Origin of the sequence: Streptomyces sp. AC555_RSS877 (assembly GCF_019049245.1) — a bacterium.
Classification (GTDB): domain Bacteria; phylum Actinomycetota; class Actinomycetes; order Streptomycetales; family Streptomycetaceae; genus Streptomyces.
In genome coordinates this window covers 1,044-1,485 of record NZ_JAGMUK010000236.1, presented here as the reverse complement: position 1 = coordinate 1,485, position 442 = coordinate 1,044, and the positions used below count along the sequence as shown (strand labels likewise).

General features: G+C 64.0%; 1 pseudogene. It reads right to left on the bottom strand.

Annotated elements, in window-relative coordinates:
- Positions 1-280, bottom strand: a pseudogene (locus KUM49_RS47095) (DUF2637 domain-containing protein); the annotation flags it as partial.
- Between the last annotated feature and the right edge of the window lie 162 nt (positions 281-442).

Sequence of the window (442 nt, the reverse complement as noted above, 5' to 3'; positions counted from 1 at the left end):
GGGACAGCAGCCAGCGGGTGAGGCGGACGCCCTCCATGTGCTTGGCGGCCGTGATGTCGGTGATCCGGCCGATCGCGTGCCGGGCCGCTTCGACGCAGACCACGAACAGGATGGGGATGACCGCGTGCATGCCCACGCCCAGCGGGTCGGGCCAGGCGGCTGCGCCGTTGAAGGCGATCGTCGCGGCCGTCAGCAGCCAGGCCGTCTGGCGCAGCAGGGGGAACGGGATGCGGATCCACGTCAGCAGGAGGTCGAGGGCGAGTAGGACGCAGATACCCGCGTGCTGACTCTCACTTCCATGCCATAGTCGACTCTCATTTCGTTGTCGTCCGAGATGGCTCTACGGCCTGCTAGGTACAGGAGAATCACGGGTCGTGTTTCAGGCATGACGTGAGAACTGTTGATGCAGGCATCTGAGAATTGCCTGCTCATTCCACAGAGA